Origin of the sequence: Nocardia sp. NPDC050435, from assembly GCF_040655395.1 — a bacterium.
Lineage (GTDB): Bacteria > Actinomycetota > Actinomycetes > Mycobacteriales > Mycobacteriaceae > Nocardia.
The window spans coordinates 388221-402859 of the sequence record NZ_JBFAJW010000007.1 but is presented as its reverse complement, the minus strand read 5'-3'; the positions used below and the strand labels follow the sequence as shown (position 1 = coordinate 402859).

Here is a 14639-nt window from a genome sequence, read left to right as displayed (position 1 = left end):
CGCTAGCCCAGGAGTTTGGTGCGGAGGGCCTGGTCCTTTTCGAGGACCATTTTCTCCAGGCCGGCTTGGAACTGTTCCATGCGCGCGCGCAGGGCGGGGTCGGCGGCGGCGAGGATGCGGACGGCGAGCAGGCCCGCGTTGCGGGCGCCGCCGATGGAGACGGTGGCGACGGGGACGCCGGCGGGCATCTGGACGATGGAGAGCAGGGAGTCCATGCCGTCGAGGTATTTCAGGGGGACGGGGACGCCGATCACCGGGAGCGGGGTGGCCGAGGCGACCATGCCGGGCAGGTGGGCGGCTCCGCCCGCGCCCGCGATGATGACCTGGAGGCCGCGGCCCGCGGCGTCGCGGGCGTAGTCGAGCATGCGCTGCGGGGTGCGGTGCGCCGAGACGACGCCGACCTCGAAGCGAATGCCGAACTCCGCCAAGGCTTCCGCGGCGGCCTCCATGGTGGGCCAGTCGGAATCGCTGCCCATGATCAGGCCAACTTGCGGAGTGCTCATGCGTGGGGATCCCATCCGTCGGTCCAAACCGCGTGCGACATCCAGTGCGCCGCCCGCTCTGCCTGCTCCCGCACCACCGCGACATCGTCGCCGAGCACGTTGACGTGCCCGATCTTGCGGTCCGGGCGTTCGCTCTTGCCGTACATGTGCACCTTCGCCTGCGGCAGCCGCGCGAACAGGTGGTGCAGCCGCTCGTCCATCGACATCGCCGGCGCCTCCGGCGCACCCAGGACGTTGGCCATCACGGTGACGGGGGCCAGCGGGCTGGTGTCGCCGAGCGGATAGTCCAGCACGGCGCGCAGGTGCTGCTCGAACTGACCGGTGCGGGCGCCGTCCATGCCCCAGTGCCCGGAGTTGTGCGGGCGCATGGCCAGCTCGTTCACCAGCAGGTCGCCGTCGCGGGTCTCGAAGAGCTCGACCGCCATCGCGCCGACCACGCCGAGTTCGCGCGCCAGGTTCAGCGCCAGCGATTCCGCCCGCAGCGCCAGCTCCTCGGACAGGTCCGGGGCGGGCGCGAGCACCACGGCGCACTGGCCGTTGCGCTGCACCGTCTCCACCACGGGCCAGGTCGCGGCCTGGCCGTAGGGCGAGCGCGCCACCATCGCCGACAGCTCGCGCGCGAGATCCACCTTCGCCTCGGCCAGCAGTTGCGCGCCGCGGGCCAGCTGCTCGGTCACCAGGGTCTCGGCCTCGGCGGCGTCCACCGGCATCCACACCCCGCGACCGTCGTAGCCGCCGCGCACGGCCTTCAGCACGAACGGCCACCCGTGCTCGTCACCGAAGCGCACCGCGTCGGCCACCGAGTTCACCTCGGCGAACGCCGGCACCGGCAGCCCCAGCTCGGACAGCTTCACGCGCATGGCCAGCTTGTCCTGGGCGAAGACCAGCGCCGACGGCGGCGGCTGCACGTTCACACCCTCGGCGACCAGCGCCTCCAGATGCTCGGTCGGCACACCCTCGTGATCGAAGGTCAGCGCGTGCGAACCGAGGGCCGCCTTGCGCAGCGCGGCCAGATCGTTATGACTGCCGAGCACCACTTCGGGGCTGACCTGAGCGGCCGGATCCTCGGGGTTCTCGGCCAGCACGCGCAGGCGCTGACCGAGCGCGATCGCGGCCTGATGCGTCATCCGCGCCAGCTGACCGCCACCGATCATGGTCACGGTGGGCATGGCGGATCGATCGGAGAATCGCGCGGGGGTCACGTCATAGGATCTTGTCATGTCGGGAAGCGATGATCGCTACCGGTACACTCGATCCTTGTGTCATTCGTCGACGGCGTGGTCAACGTTCTCCCCAGACCCCTGGCGGAGATCGCTTTCCGCCACCACGAGCTGATCAAGTTCGCGATCGTCGGCGGCATCACGTTCGTCATCGACAGCGGCATCTTCTACTTTCTGAAGCTGACCGTGCTGACCGAGAAGCCGGTCACCGCCAAGATCATTTCCGGCGTCATCGCCGTCATCGCGTCCTACATCCTGAACCGCGAATGGTCCTTCCGGAACCGCGGCGGCCGGGAACGCCATCACGAAGCCTTCCTGTTCTTCGCCGTCAGCGGCGTCGGCGTGATTCTCAGCTTCCTGCCGCTGTGGGTCTCCAGCTACGTCTTCGACCTGCGCGTACCCGCCGTCAGCTTGATGGTGGAGAACATCGCCGATTTCATCAGCGCCTTCATCATCGGCAATCTGCTGCAGATGGCGTTCCGGTTCTGGGCCATGCGCCGCTGGGTCTTCCCCGACGAGATGAACCAGCTCGTGGAGGAATTCGAGGACGAGTTCCTCTTCGAGGAAGAACAGCTCGGGCACAGCTAGCGCGGTTCGGCGATCACCGCGGTCGAGGTCACCCGCGCGGCGGTGGAGCCGAGGAACACCGCGAACAGGGCCGGACGCCGCCGCTGCAATTCCAGCCGGCCGCCGTCGGCCTCGATCAGCGCCCGGGCCAGGGCCAGGCCCACGCCGGTGGAACCACCGGCCGAGAAACCCCGATCGAAGATGTGCGGCGCGAGTTCGTCCCGGATGCCCTCGCCCTCGTCGGCGACCTCCACGCACACCAGCGGCTCGCGCGCATTGCCCGGCCGGACCGTGCGCACCGACACGGTGCAGGTGCCGCCGCCGTGCATCAGCGCGTTGTCGACCAGCACCGCGACTGCCTCGCGCAGCCGCTGCGCGGTGATCGGCGCGCGCAGGGTCTTGTCACCGGTGAGCACCAGCGTCCGGCCCGCCTCGCTGAACGGATGCCGCCACTCCGCCACGACACCGCGCAGTTCGTCCATCACCGGGATGGGGTCGCGATCGGCGGCGTCCTCGTCCCGCGAGGCGCGCACCAGATCGTCGATGGCCTCGGTGAGCCGGTCGACCTGCGCCATCGCCTCCTCGGCCTCGTGCACCACCTCGGGATCGGTGTGCGCGGACAGCTCGTCCAGGCGCAGCCGCACCGCGGTGAGCCGGGACCGCAGCTGATGCGAGACGTCGGCGACCAGCGCGTGCTCGCGCTGCAACCGCCCGGCGATCTCCACGGTCGCCGAATCCAGCACATCGGAGACCCGGTCCAGTTCGGAGATGCCGTGCCGGCGTGGATCGGGCCGGAAATCGCCCATCGCCAGCCGGGCGGCCCGCGCCGCCACGTCCCGCAGCGGATCGGCCACCCGGCGCGCCGTCACCACCGCCACCGCGACGGCCGCGCCCAGCGAGGCCAGCACCGCCAGCGCCACCGCCGCGACGGCCTGGCGCTGCATGGCGTGCATCGGGCTGCTCGGCACCTCCAGCCGCAACGATCCCGAGGTGCCCATGGCCAGCGACTCCATCAGCGGGTCCGGGACCTCGTCGGCGCCGATGTCGATCCGCGACGCGCTGTCCTGCGGCGTCGGATAGACGATGGTCAGCTTGCCGTCCTTGGGCACCAGCGGCCGCACCGTGCGGATGTCGAGGCCGCCGCGCACCAGCCCGTCGGCCTGCTCCTGCGCGATCACCTCCACCGCGATCCGGTCCAGCCGGCCGCGCAGATCGGTGCGGGTGATGTCCTCCACCCACAGCCAGGCGGTGTAGGTCAGCGGCAGGCCGAGGACCACCGTGGTGATGGTCAGCACGGTGAGCATGGACCGCAGGATCCGGCGGCGCACCTCGGTCAGCGCCCGTTCGGCACGACGTCATGGTTACGCCGCGCGCTCGACCCGCTCATGCCGTGTTCAGCCGGAAGCCGACACCGCGCACCGTGACGATGCGCCGCTCCGCCATCGGGCCCTCGTCCCCGATCTTGCGGCGCAGCCACGACATGTGCATGTCCAAGGTCTTGGAGCCGCGCAGTTCCGCGTCGCCCCACACCTCGCGCAGGATGGTCTCGCGCGGGACCACCTGCCCCGCCCGGTCGATCAGCACCTTGAGCAGCTCGTATTCTTTGTTGGCCAAACCGATCTCGACGCCGTTGACCAGCACGCGCCGGGCGGCCGGCTCCAGCCGGATCCCGCCCACCTCGACCGCCTCGTCGCCGATTCCGCTGCGGCGCAGCAGGGCTCGCACCCGGGCCAGCAGCTCGGCGAGCCGGAACGGCTTGCCGACGTAATCGTCGGCGCCCGCGTCCAGCCCGACCACGAAATCCACCTCGTCGGTGCGCGCGGTGAGCATCAGCACGGCCAGATCGGCGCCGCGGGCGCGCACCTGCCGGCACACCTCTAGCCCGTCCATGCCGGGCAGGCCGAGATCGAGGATGAGCAGATCGTGGCCGCCCTCCAGGGCGCGGCGCAGCACGTTCGGGCCGAAGCTCTCGACGGTGACCGAGTACCCCTCACGGCCCAGCGCCCGGGAAAGCGGTGCAGCGATGGCCTCGTCGTCCTCGGCCAGCAGTACGGCGGTCATGGAACTAGATTACGGTCCCCACTGCGCCGTGCCGTGCTGGCGCTCCTCATCGAAGACCTGGTGATAGAGCAGGTTGTGCACCTGTTGCACCTGCGGGATGTCGTCGAACTCCAGCGGCTCCTCCGAGGAGGACCCGATGATCAGTGTGCCCGTGCCCAGCATCCGGTCGAACAGGCCGTGCCGGAACTGCACACTCGAGATGCGGCTCATCGGGATATCGATCCCGGTGTGCGTGAAAACCCCCTGGCGCACCAGGACCCGGCGCTCGGTGACGAGGAAATGCGTCGACTTCCATTGCAGCATCGGCCCGATGCTGCGCCAGGCGAGGATGCCGGCCCACAGCGCGAGGATCACCAGCAGCACGATCGTGCGCGCCGACCCCTCGACCTTCCGGGAGGCGAGCCCGCCGAGGAATCCGGCGAGGGCGGTGGCGACGACCAGCGTGACGATGGGCCAGAACAGCATCTTCCAATGCGGATGCCGATGCAGGATGAGCCGCTCGTCCGGCGCCAGCGCCTCCTCGGGGGAACCCATGGTCGAACCCTACCGCTCGAAGATGCCAGAATGCCTGACACCGGGCCCGGCGTGCTGCACAATCGACCGCGGTCCGAACTCGGCGCCCGGAGGCGGCAGCGCAGTAGCACCTCATTCGCATCGGCAAGTTTTCGCACTTTCTAATGTTCTGTCCTGCTCGTAAAACCATGCTCGACAACGACCGTGGAGGCGTGTGTGACCAGGGACCTGACCCAGCTGGAGATCCTCACCGAGCTCGAACCGGTGGCCGAGGAGAACCTGAACCGGCACCTGTCGATGACCAAGGACTGGCACCCGCACGACTACGTGCCCTGGGACGAGGGCCGCAACTTCGCCGCGATGGGCGGAATCGATTGGGAGCCCGAGCAATCCCAGCTCAGCGAGGTCGCCAAGGCGGCCATGATCACCAACCTGCTCACCGAGGACAACCTGCCCTCCTACCACCGCGAGATCGCCGAGCACTTCTCCCAGAACGGCGCCTGGGGCACCTGGGTCGGCCGCTGGACCGCCGAGGAGAACCGGCACGGCATCGTGATGCGCGACTACCTGGTGGTCACCCGGGGCGTCGATCCGGTGGCGCTGGAGAACGCGCGCATGGTGCATATGACCAACGGGGTGCGCGCGCCCGAGGGCGGCGGCGGCTTCCTGATCAACGTCGCCTATGTGACCTTCCAGGAGCTCGCCACTCGCGTCAGCCACCGCAATACCGGCCGGGCCTGCAACGACTCGGTCGCCGACCGCATGCTGCAGCGCATCGCCGCCGACGAGAACCTGCACATGATCTTCTACCGGAACCTGTGCGGCGCCGGGCTGGACCTGGTGCCCGATCAGGCGGTCGAGGCGATCGCGGCCGTGCTGCGGCACTTCCAGATGCCGGGCTACGGCATGCCCAACTTCCGCCGCAACGGCGTGATGATGGCCAAGCACGGCATCTACGACCTGCGCCAGCACCTCGAGGAAGTGGTGCAGCCGGTGCTGAAGAAGTGGAACATCTTCGAGCGCGACGACTTCGGCCCGCGCGGTGAACGGGCCAGGGAGGAGCTGGCCCGGTTCCTGGAGAAGCTGGGGCAGGACGTGCTCAAGTTCGAGGAGCAGCGCGACCGCATGCTCGCCCGGGAGAAGGCCCGGGGCCTGCTGCCCGTGTCCTAGTACTCCGCGCGCAGGTGGGTGACGTCCCCCGCCGAGACGGCCCGGTCGCCGATCACCAGGCGGCCGTGGTCGTCGATGCCGGTGGCGACCCCGGTCAGCACTTCACCACCCGGCAGCTCGGCCCGCACCTCGGCGCCGATGGTCGCGCAGCGGGCGCGGTAGGCCTCGATCAGCCCGGTGGTGTCCCAGCCCGCGGTGCGCCAGGCGGCGAACCGGCGGGCGAATTCGGTCAGCAGGGACCGCACCAGCGCGGTGCGGTCCAGATTCGCGGCGCCGGCCAGCAGCAGCGAAGTCGCGTGCGGCACCGGCAATTCCGGCTCGGCCAGGCTCACGTTGATGCCGACGCCCACCACCACGGCGGGCGCGTCGCCGCTGAGGGCCACCTCGGCCAGGATGCCCGCGACCTTGCGGCCGCCGATCAGCACGTCGTTGGGCCACTTCAGATTCGCGTCCACGCCCGCGGTCGCGCGCAGCGCGTCGACCACCGCGACGCCGGTCAGCAGCGGCAGCCAGCCCAGCACCGACGGGTCGATCCCGCGCAGCCGCACCAGGATCGACATCGAGATCTGCGCGCGGGGCGGACTGACCCAGTTGCGCGCGTGCCGCCCGCGACCGGATTCCTGCGCCTCCGCCAGCAGCACCGTCTGCTCGATGCCCGGCTCGCCCGCCCGCGCGATCAGGTCGGCGTTGGTCGAACCGGTCGACTCCACCACCTCGAGCCCGGAGAAGAACGACAGCTCGGACGACTCGTCGAGCGCGCGCCGCAACTGTTCGGCGTCCAGGGGCGGGCGCGGCACGGAATCCAAGGGGGTCGGCACGAACAGTCACGCTACTCGGTGCCGCCGCGGGCGCGGGCGCGCATCGCGTTGCGGCGGAGGCCGATTCCCCGACTCCGCGATCGACCAGGAACTTTGCGCTTTTGATAGGCCCAGAACATGATCTAGCTGCGCTTATTTGTACTGACTGGTAGCACCACTCCGGTTAGTGAGGGCGGCTGTCACTGGTTACACTCCGGAGCCATGACGAGTGTCCAGCAGCAGTCCGCGCAAGATCCGGCGGGCGCCCCCGATATCCACACCACCGCCGGGAAGCTGGCCGACCTGCGGAATCGTCTGGAAGAAGCCAAGCACCCGATGGGTGAGGCCGCCGTCGACAAGGTGCACGCCAAGGGCAAGATGACCGCCCGCGAGCGCATCCTCGCCCTGCTGGACGAAGGTTCCTTCGTCGAGCTCGACGCCCTCGCCCGGCATCGCAGCGTGAACTTCGGCCTGGAGAACAACCGTCCGCTGGGCGACGGCGTGGTCACCGGCTACGGCACCATCGACGGCCGCGACGTCTGCATCTTCAGCCAGGACGTCACCGTCTTCGGCGGCAGCCTCGGCGAGGTCTACGGCGAGAAGATCGTCAAGGTGATGGACCTGGCCCTCAAGACCGGCCGCCCGCTGGTCGGCATCAACGAGGGCGCCGGCGCGCGGATCCAGGAGGGCGTCGTCTCCCTCGGCCTCTACGGCGAGATCTTCCACCGCAACATCCAGGCCTCCGGCGTGATCCCGCAGATCTCGCTGATCATGGGCCCGGCCGCGGGCGGGCACGTCTACTCCCCCGCGCTCACCGACTTCGTCGTCATGGTCGATGGCACCTCGCAGATGTTCGTCACCGGCCCGGACGTGATCAAGACCGTCACCGGCGAAGACGTCACCATGGAGGACCTGGGCGGCGCGCACACGCACATGACGAAATCCGGTGTGGCGCACTACGTCGCCTCCGGCGAGCAGGACGCCCTGGACTACGTCAAGGATCTGCTGTCCTACCTGCCCAGCAACAACCGCGCCGAGGCGCCGCGCTTCCCGGCCACCGATCCGATCGACGGGGCGATCGAGGATTCGCTGACCGAGGAGGATCGCGAGCTCGACACGATCATCCCGGACTCGCCGAACCAGCCCTACGACATGCACGAGGTCATCCGTCGCCTGCTCGACGACGACGAGTTCCTCGAGGTGCAGGCCGAGCGCGCGATGAACATCATCGTCGGCTTCGGCCGGGTGGACGGCCGCAGCGTCGGCATCGTCGCCAACCAGCCCACCCAGTTCGCGGGCTGCCTGGACATCGACGCCTCGGAGAAGGCCGCGCGCTTCGTGCGCACCTGCGACGCGTTCAACATCCCGATCATCACCCTGGTCGATGTTCCGGGCTTCCTGCCCGGCACCGGCCAGGAGTACAACGGCATCATCCGGCGCGGCGCGAAGCTGCTCTACGCCTACGGTGAGGCCACTGTGGGCAAAATCACGATCATCACCCGCAAGGCCTACGGCGGCGCGTACGACGTGATGGGCTCCAAGCACATGGGCGCCGACGTCAACCTGGCCTGGCCCACCGCGCAGATCGCCGTCATGGGTGCTTCCGGCGCAGTCGGTTTCGTGTACCGCAAGCAGCTCTCGGAGGCCGCGAACAGCGGCGGTGACGTGGACGCTCTGCGCCTGGAATTGCAGAATGAGTACGAGGACACCTTGGTGAACCCGTACGTGGCCGCGGAACGCGGATACGTGGACGCGGTGATCCCGCCCTCGCACACGCGTGGCCAGATCGTCTCGGCACTTCGGTTGCTGGAACGCAAGATGGTCACCCTGCCGCCGAAGAAGCACGGCAACATCCCGCTGTAGTAGCGCGATACACGAGTTTCGCGATACGCCTGCGAGAAGCGACAGAGAGGATCTGGCACTGTGACGACTGTGGCAGAAGAAGATGTGTTGACCGCCGTCGAGTTGGACCTCACCGTCGACTCGATCGCGGACGCGGCCGAGGCGGCCACCGCCGCGGCCACGGGCGCGGGCGAGCAGCCGCTGTTCCGGATCGTCAAGGGCGCGCCCACCGATGCCGAGGTCGCCGCGCTGGTCTGCGTGCTGACCGCGGCCGCCAACGGCGGTGGCGCACCGGCCGAGCGGGGCCCGCAGGATCTGTGGGGCCGCCCGACCATGTTGCACCGCGGCACCTCCCCGTTCTCCCCGTACGCCTATCCCCAGCTCTCCCACCTGCGTTGAGCAAGCTGGAGCTCGTACTCGGCTCCGCCTCACCCGCACGCCGCGAGGTGCTCCGCTCCGCGGGCATCGAACCGGTGGTGCGGGTATCCGGCGTGGACGAGGACGCCGTCGCCGCGGCGCTGCCCGCGGATTCCACGCCGGAGACGATCGTGGTGGAACTGGCCCGGGCCAAGGCCGAATGGGTCGCCGACACCGACATTCCCGCCGATTGCGTTGTCGTCGGCTGTGATTCGATGCTGCTCGTCGACGGCGAACTGCAAGGCAAACCGCATACCCCCGAGGTGGCGCGGGCCCGCTGGGCCGCGATGGCCGGCCGCAGCGCCGACCTGCTGACCGGGCACTGCGTGCTGCGGATCCGCGACGGCCGGGTCACCGCCACGGCGGTCGACTGCAGTTCCACCACAGTGCATTTCGCCAAGCCGGAGCCCGCGGAGCTGGAGGCCTACATCGCCACCGGCGAGCCGCTGCAGGTGGCGGGCGCGTTCACCCTGGACGGGATGGGCGGCTGGTTCGTCGACCGGATCGAGGGCGACCCGTCCAGCGTCATCGGGATCGGCTTACCACTGCTGCGCCGTCTCCTTGACGATGTTGGGGTCGGCGTTGCGCAGCTGTGGGGCCACCCGCCCCGCTGACGGTGCCGCCAGCGCCGGCTCCTCGGCCGCCCCGTCGGCGCCGACCGGGACCGGGGCCGCCTCGCGACGGGCCAGCAACTCCAGCCGCGCCAGGCACAGCTCGGGTTCCACGAACGGCAGCAGCCGGGCGCCGATCGCACCGCGCCCGCCGTTGCGGTCCAGCACCTCTTCGATCAGACCGAGATGCACGCCGCAGACCACCTCGGAGTGCGTGCGGGCCAGCTCGCGCAGCGGGCAGGCCGTCATCCGGATCAGCACCTGATCGTCGTTCTCGGCGGCCGGATCGCGCTCGGGGGCGAAGCCCAGTTCCGAGAGCAAGGTCATGGTGACGTCTTTGGCGTCTTCCAGGTTCTCCACCCGGTGATCACCGGCGTCGAGTTTGGCGCCCCAGGCGCGGCCCGCGGTGATCGCGGCTTCGGAGCGGCGGCGCGGGTCGTTGCCGAGCTGATCGGCGAGCACCTGGGCCAGCTCCTGATACCCCACCGAACGCTGCACGGCGCTGTAGCCGATGCGCGGGCGGCCGCGGCCGCGCGGTGGTTGCTGGAACTGGCGGACCAGGGATTCCTTGGTGAGCACGTCGAGATGGAATCGGACCGTGGTGACGTGCTGCCCGGTGATTCTGGCCAGTTCCTGAGCATCGAGAGGCTCACTGGCGCCACGTAGGATCGCGAGCAGTCGCCGTCGCGGCCACGAATCGGACATAGCTCACCCCTCCTCCCGGGAGACTTTATCGGATGTGGGTGCGATTTATTCGCCCATTCAGCCGATTTGTGATCTGAAACGAGATTCACCTACGCAGCACACTTACCATCGTTATGCAGCACGAAACGCCGAAACCGCCGTCTACCTCGTCTGAAGGAACCACATCGTGCCCGTCGCCCCGGATCCAGCATCCCTCTTCGGAACATATGCCCATCCTCACCGACTAGTAACCACAGAGTGGCTGTCGGCAAACATCGGCGCGCCGGGGCTGAAGGTCATCGAGTCCAACGAGGACGTCCTCCTATATGACATCGGTCACGTTCCGGGCGCGGTGAAGATCGACTGGCGGGGCGATCTCAGCGATCCGGTCACCCGGGACTACATCGACGGCGAGCAGTTCACCGAGCTCATGCGGGCCAAGGGAATCCAGCGCGAGGATACCGTGGTGCTCTACGGCGACCGGGACAACGCGCAGGCCGCCCACACGCTGTGGCTGTTCACGCTGTTCGGGCACGCCGACGTGCGCCTCCTCGACGGCGGGCGCGCGGCCTGGCTGTCCGAGGAGCGCGACACCACCTTCGACGTGACCGTCCCGGCGCGCAGCGATTACCCCGCGGTGCAGCGCGACGACGCCACCGCCCGGGCCTTCCGCGACGACGTGCTGGCGCATCTGGGCAAGCCGCTGGTCGACGTGCGCGCCCCCGAGGAGTACGCGGGCGAGGTGACGCCGAAGCCGGAGAGCCCGGAGGCCTCGGCGCTGCGCGGCGGCCACATCCCCACCGCGCGCAATATCGAATGGACCCGGGCCATCGGCGCGGGCGGCCGCTTCCGGTCGCGCGCCGAACTCGACGAGCTCTACGGCGGCCTGGCCGACTCCGACGATCTCATCGTCTACAGCCGCGTCGGCGAGCGCTCCAGCCTGAGCTGGTTCGTGCTGACCTATCTGCTGGGCTTCGGCACCGTGCGCAACTACGACGGGTCCTGGGCCGAATGGGGAAACTCGGTGCGGATGCCGATCGCCAAAGGCACTGAACCCGGCGCGGTTCCGGCCCCGGCGAAACCGGTCGCCAAGCGGCGCTAGCTCACACCGGGTAGCCAGGTGTGATGTGCGACCTACTGTCGAGTAGGGCTATCCGAGTGCGTCAACTATTGGCAGACTGCCTACACTCGCCCGAGACGTAAGCTGTCGACCCACGGGAGCGGAAAGCCTGCGCAGCGACCCATACCCGCGAAGCGACCAAAGATTGCAAACCAGGAGGCTCAGTGCCCAGCCATGCCAGCGCGCGAATCACGAAGGTACTCGTAGCTAATCGAGGCGAGATCGCCGTGCGCGTGATCCGGGCGGCCAAGGATGCCGGCATCGGTAGCGTCGCGGTCTACGCGGAACCCGACGCCGATGCCCCCTTCGTGAAGCTCGCCGACGAAGCCTTCGCCCTGGGCGGCCAGACTTCGGCCGAGTCGTACCTCGTGTTCGACAAGATCCTCGACGCCGCCGCCAAGTCCGGCGCCGACGCCATTCACCCCGGCTACGGATTCCTCTCCGAGAACGCCGACTTCGCCCAGGCCGTCCTCGACGCCGGGCTGATCTGGATCGGCCCGTCCCCGCAGTCCATCCGCGACCTCGGTGACAAGGTCACCGCCCGCCACATCGCCGAGCGCGCCTCCGCGCCGATGGCGGCGGGCACCAAGGACCCGGTCAAGAACGCCGACGAGGTCGTCGAGTTCGCCAAGCAGTACGGCGTGCCGGTCGCGATCAAGGCCGCCTTCGGCGGCGGTGGCCGCGGCATGAAGGTCGCGCACACCATCGAGGAGATCCCGGAGCTGTTCGAGTCCGCCACCCGCGAGGCGGTCGCCGCCTTCGGTCGCGGCGAATGCTTCGTCGAGCAGTACCTGGACAAGGCCCGCCACGTCGAGGCGCAGGTCATCGCCGACAAGCACGGCAACGTCGTGGTCGCGGGCACCCGCGACTGCTCGCTGCAGCGCCGCTTCCAGAAGCTGGTCGAGGAGGCCCCCGCGCCGTTCCTCTCCGACGCCGTGCGCGCCGAGATCCACTCCTCCGCCAAGCGGATCTGCCGTGAGGCCGGGTACTACGGCGCAGGCACCGTGGAGTACCTGGTGCAGGGCGAGACGGTGTCCTTCCTCGAGGTGAACACCCGCCTGCAGGTCGAGCACCCCGTCACCGAGGAGACCGCGGGCATCGACCTGGTGCGTCAGCAGTTCCGCATCGCCGAGGGCCACGAGCTCTCGATCAAGGAGGATCCGACCCCGCGCGGCCACTCCTTCGAGTTCCGCATCAACGGTGAGGACGCCGGCCGCGGCTTCCTGCCCGCCCCCGGCCCGGTCTCGGTGTACAAGGAGCCGACCGGCCCCGGCGTGCGCGTCGACTCCGGCGTGGTGCAGGGCAGCGTGATCGGCGGCCAGTTCGACTCGATGCTGGCCAAGCTGATCGTCACCGGCGAGAACCGCGACCAGGCGCTGGAGCGCGCGCGGCGCGCGCTGGCCGAGTACGAGGTCGACGGCCTCGCCACGGTCATCCCGTTCCACCGGGCCATCGTCGAGGATCCCGCGTTCATCGGTGACGGCGAGAAGTTCGACGTCTACACCAAGTGGATCGAAACCGAGTGGGTCAACAACGTCGAGCCGTTCACCCCGGGTGCGGTCGCCGACGACGAGGACGAGGATCTGCCCCGGCAGCGCGTCGTCGTCGAGGTCGGCGGTCGGCGGGTCGAGGTGTCGCTGCCCGGTAACTTCACCGTCGGTGGCGGCGGCACGGCCAACGGCGCCGGCGCGATCCGCAAGAAGCCCAAGCCGCGCAAGCGGGGCGGCGCGGGCGGCGGCGCGGCCTCCGGTGACGCGGTCACCGCGCCCATGCAGGGCACCGTGGTCAAGGTCGCCGTCGAAGAGGGCCAGACCGTCGAGGCCGGCGATCTGATCGCCGTGCTCGAGGCCATGAAGATGGAGAACCCGGTCAACGCGCACAAGGCCGGTGTGGTCACCGGTCTGGCCGTCGAGGCCGGTGCGGCGATCACCCAGGGCACCGTGCTGGCGGAGATCAAGTAGGCCAGAGTTTTTCGAGGCGGGCGTGGACGACAGAGTCCACGCCCGCTTCGCGTTTTAACGCACGTCACGGCATGCCGCGTCGCGACGCTGTCGGCAGAAAAGTCCGTTCGTCTCACTTCGAGCGACAACCCTGAAGTAAACGTGAAGGTTGTCGCGCAGAGTGGGACGTGAAGGTATCCCGAACACTGGGTGGGGGTAGCGCCCGCGCCAAGCCTCGAACTCGAGCCCTGTCGTATGGTGGTCCGGTGACCAGCTCCAATGTTGCCGAGGTGATCCGCGGACGCAGCGCCTCGGGTAGTCGCGCTGACGGGAACCGGCTGGTGCTGGTCATCGAGGGCGGCGGTAGTCGCGGGGTCTTCGCGGGCGGCATGGTCGTCGCGCTGGAGGAACTCGGGCTCGGCTCGATCTTCGACGCGGTGTACGGCACCTCCGCGGGTGCGCTGAACGGCGCGTGGTTCCTGTCCGGGCGGGTGGTGCCCGGCATGCGCACCTGGACCGATCCCATGATCCTGCGGCGCACCGTCGATTCGGCCCGGATGCTGCGCGGCCGCCGTGCGTTCGACCTGAACTGGCTGGTCGAGCAGGTCTACGACGGGATCGAGCCGATGGATTTCCCGGCCGTTCTGGGCAACGCCACGACGTTCCACCCCGTCGCGACCGATATCCGCAGCGGTCTCGCGGTGGATCTGCATCCGTTCATCACCGACAAGGTCTCCTTGCAGACCGCGCTGCGCGCCTCCGCCGGGCTGCCGATCCTGGCCGGGCCGCCGGTCCCCCTCGGCGACGCGCACTACCTCGACGGCGGCATCGCCGAATCCGTGCCGATCCGGATCGCGGTGCGCGACGGCGCGACGCACGCCCTGGTGCTGCGCACCCGCCGCGTCGACGAGTTCCGCGGGCCGGAGCCGTTCCTGCACCAGTTCGTCGGCGGCAACTATCTCCGGCTACGCGCGCCGGGCGCGTATCGCGCCTGGATGTCCAGACCGGATCAGCAGACCGTCGAAGACAGCTTCCTCGCCGAACTGGGGCCCGCCGCCCTGCAGATCCATCCGCCGCTGGGTTCGCCCACCGTCGCCAGCGCCTCGCGCGACACCGACCTGCTCACCGCGGCCCTGGAGATCGGCCGCCACGCGGTGCTGGACGCGCTCAGCGAGACCGTTCGCGCCGCCTGAG

General features: G+C 69.3%; 15 protein-coding genes. 8 read left to right on the top strand and 7 right to left on the bottom strand.

The features are described from left to right. Positions 1–2: 2 nt before the first annotated feature. Positions 3–503 (bottom strand): 5-(carboxyamino)imidazole ribonucleotide mutase, encoded by a 501-nt coding sequence (gene purE / locus AB0I43_RS23405; RefSeq protein ID WP_356974035.1) that lies wholly within the window; start codon positions 501–503, stop codon positions 3–5. After that, positions 500–1723, bottom strand: a complete 1224-nt coding sequence (locus AB0I43_RS23400) for a 5-(carboxyamino)imidazole ribonucleotide synthase (RefSeq protein ID WP_356974034.1) — start codon at positions 1721–1723, stop codon at positions 500–502. Before AB0I43_RS23400 ends, purE begins: the two co-directional genes overlap by 4 nt. A gap of 39 nt (positions 1724–1762) precedes the next feature. Here AB0I43_RS23400 and AB0I43_RS23395 point away from each other — a divergent pair, with 39 nt between their 5' ends. Beyond that, entirely contained in the window at positions 1763–2311 is a 549-nt protein-coding gene (locus AB0I43_RS23395) for a GtrA family protein (protein WP_356974033.1), read from the top strand. On the opposite strand, the gene AB0I43_RS23390 is transcribed toward AB0I43_RS23395, so the two are convergent. The 3 genes from AB0I43_RS23390 to AB0I43_RS23380 are packed head-to-tail and all read right to left on the bottom strand — an operon-like array spanning position 2308 to position 4885. Then, entirely contained in the window at positions 2308–3618 is a 1311-nt protein-coding gene (locus tag AB0I43_RS23390; protein WP_356974032.1) for a HAMP domain-containing sensor histidine kinase, read from the bottom strand. The two genes, AB0I43_RS23395 and AB0I43_RS23390, sit on opposite strands and share 4 nt — an antisense overlap. Positions 3619–3673: 55 nt before the next feature. After that, complete coding sequence (locus tag AB0I43_RS23385; protein WP_356974031.1) at positions 3674–4351, bottom strand: response regulator transcription factor; 678 nt, start codon at positions 4349–4351, stop codon at positions 3674–3676. Positions 4352–4360: 9 nt separating this feature from the next. Then, positions 4361–4885, bottom strand: a complete 525-nt coding sequence (locus AB0I43_RS23380) for a PH domain-containing protein (RefSeq protein WP_356974030.1) — start codon at positions 4883–4885, stop codon at positions 4361–4363. Positions 4886–5080: 195 nt separating this feature from the next. Here AB0I43_RS23380 and AB0I43_RS23375 point away from each other — a divergent pair, with 195 nt between their 5' ends. After that, entirely contained in the window at positions 5081–6034 is a 954-nt protein-coding gene (locus tag AB0I43_RS23375) for an acyl-ACP desaturase (protein WP_356974029.1), read from the top strand. Here AB0I43_RS23375 and AB0I43_RS23370 read toward each other — a convergent pair. Further along, the gene (locus AB0I43_RS23370) at positions 6031–6852 is read right to left on the bottom strand and encodes a biotin--[acetyl-CoA-carboxylase] ligase (RefSeq protein WP_356974028.1); all 822 of its coding nucleotides are present in this window, start codon (positions 6850–6852) and stop codon (positions 6031–6033) included. The two genes, AB0I43_RS23375 and AB0I43_RS23370, sit on opposite strands and share 4 nt — an antisense overlap. A 201-nt stretch (positions 6853–7053) precedes the next feature. Here AB0I43_RS23370 and AB0I43_RS23365 point away from each other — a divergent pair, with 201 nt between their 5' ends. The 3 genes from AB0I43_RS23365 to AB0I43_RS23355 are packed head-to-tail and all read left to right on the top strand — an operon-like array spanning position 7054 to position 9704. Then, entirely contained in the window at positions 7054–8694 is a 1641-nt protein-coding gene (locus tag AB0I43_RS23365; RefSeq protein WP_356974027.1) for an acyl-CoA carboxylase subunit beta, read from the top strand. A 60-nt stretch (positions 8695–8754) separates the two neighbouring features. Then, on the top strand, positions 8755–9072 hold the full coding sequence (locus AB0I43_RS23360) for an acyl-CoA carboxylase subunit epsilon (RefSeq protein WP_357432635.1): 318 nt from the start codon (positions 8755–8757) through the stop codon (positions 9070–9072). A gap of 5 nt (positions 9073–9077) precedes the next feature. Then, a complete protein-coding gene (locus tag AB0I43_RS23355) occupies positions 9078–9704 on the top strand; it encodes a nucleoside triphosphate pyrophosphatase (protein WP_356974128.1) in 627 nt (208 codons plus the stop codon). On the opposite strand, the gene AB0I43_RS23350 is transcribed toward AB0I43_RS23355, so the two are convergent. Then, on the bottom strand, positions 9630–10406 hold the full coding sequence (locus AB0I43_RS23350; RefSeq protein WP_356974025.1) for a transcriptional regulator: 777 nt from the start codon (positions 10404–10406) through the stop codon (positions 9630–9632). The two genes, AB0I43_RS23355 and AB0I43_RS23350, sit on opposite strands and share 75 nt — an antisense overlap. Before the next feature lie 166 nt (positions 10407–10572). Here AB0I43_RS23350 and AB0I43_RS23345 point away from each other — a divergent pair, with 166 nt between their 5' ends. The 3 genes from AB0I43_RS23345 (at position 10573) to AB0I43_RS23335 (ending at position 14638) form a co-directional block, all read left to right on the top strand. Next, positions 10573–11487 carry a sulfurtransferase gene (locus tag AB0I43_RS23345; protein ID WP_356974024.1) on the top strand — a complete coding sequence of 305 codons (915 nt, stop codon included), beginning with the start codon at positions 10573–10575 and terminating at the stop codon, positions 11485–11487. 182 nt (positions 11488–11669) lie between these two features. Beyond that, positions 11670–13466, top strand: a complete 1797-nt coding sequence (locus AB0I43_RS23340) for an acetyl/propionyl/methylcrotonyl-CoA carboxylase subunit alpha (protein ID WP_356974023.1) — start codon at positions 11670–11672, stop codon at positions 13464–13466. A 245-nt stretch (positions 13467–13711) separates the two neighbouring features. Then, entirely contained in the window at positions 13712–14638 is a 927-nt protein-coding gene (locus tag AB0I43_RS23335; protein WP_356974022.1) for a patatin family protein, read from the top strand. The last annotated feature ends 1 nt before the right edge of the window (position 14639 follow it).